Origin of the sequence: Novosphingobium sp. B-7, from assembly GCF_000410615.1 — a bacterium.
GTDB classification, from domain to species: domain Bacteria; phylum Pseudomonadota; class Alphaproteobacteria; order Sphingomonadales; family Sphingomonadaceae; genus Novosphingobium; species Novosphingobium capsulatum.
Genome location: NZ_APCQ01000716.1, coordinates 1 through 917, shown reverse-complemented (window position 1 = coordinate 917; position 917 = coordinate 1). Strand labels below are relative to the sequence as shown.

Below are 917 nucleotides of genomic sequence, written 5' to 3'. Positions count from 1 at the left end.
CCGATCGCGAGAGCCAGCTTGGCCCGCTGGTGAGCGCGCGGCAGCAGGCGCGCGTGGCCGGCTTTGTCGCGCGCGCACGGGACGCCGGCATTGCCGCGGTGGAACGCCGCGTGACGCTGCCGGAAACCGGGCATTTCCTGGCGCCGACAGTGCTGCGCGATGTGCCACCCGATGCCGAGGTGGCGCGCGAAGAGGTGTTTGGCCCGGTCTTGGCAGTGACCGCGTTCGACGACCTGGACGAGGTGATCGCGCTGTCCAACGACAGCGCCTATGGCCTGGCCGCGCATGTGTGGACGCGCGACCATGCCACCGCGCACCATGCCGCGGCGCGGCTGGAGGCCGGCACGGTCTTTGCCAACTGCATCCTGGTGGCCGATCCCGCCTTTCCCTTTGGCGGGATGAAGGCATCGGGCATCGGCCGCGAAAACGGCAGCGAAGTGCTGGACGCCTATCTCGAACCCAAATCCGTGATCATGGCGCTGTAAGGCGCCGCGAAAGGACGATGCCGATGAAGATCACCGCAGCCCTGGCCGTGGCGCCGCACAGCGATTTCAGCGTGGAAACGGTGGACCTGGGCGCGCCCCAGGCCAACGAGGTGCTGGTGCGCATTGCCGGGGTGGGGCTGTGCCATACCGACCTGGTCTTTCGCGATCAGTTCGTGCCGCTGCCGCTGCCGGCCGTGCTGGGCCATGAAGGCGCCGGCGTGGTGGAGGCGGTGGGCAGCGCGGTGACCGACCTGGCGCCCGGCGACACGGTGGTGCTGGGCTTTTCCAGCTGCGGTCACTGCCCGCGCTGCGCCGAGCATCTGCCCAGCTATTGCCGCGAGTTCGTGCCGCGCAACTATGCCGGGGTGCGGCCCGATGGCACCAGCCCGATCAGCCGCGATGGCAGCGCGGTGACGGCGGTGTTCTTTGGCC

The 917-nt window shown here is 69.6% G+C and carries 2 protein-coding genes; both read left to right on the top strand.

The annotated features are described in order from the left end of the window. On the top strand, positions 1-485 hold a 485-nt coding region (locus H926_RS0107710; protein WP_022675781.1), incomplete at its 5' end, for an aldehyde dehydrogenase. Between the two features lie 23 nt (positions 486-508). Continuing rightward, positions 509-917, top strand: a 409-nt coding sequence (locus H926_RS0107705) for an alcohol dehydrogenase catalytic domain-containing protein (RefSeq protein WP_022675780.1), incomplete at its 3' end; no start/stop codon positions are given.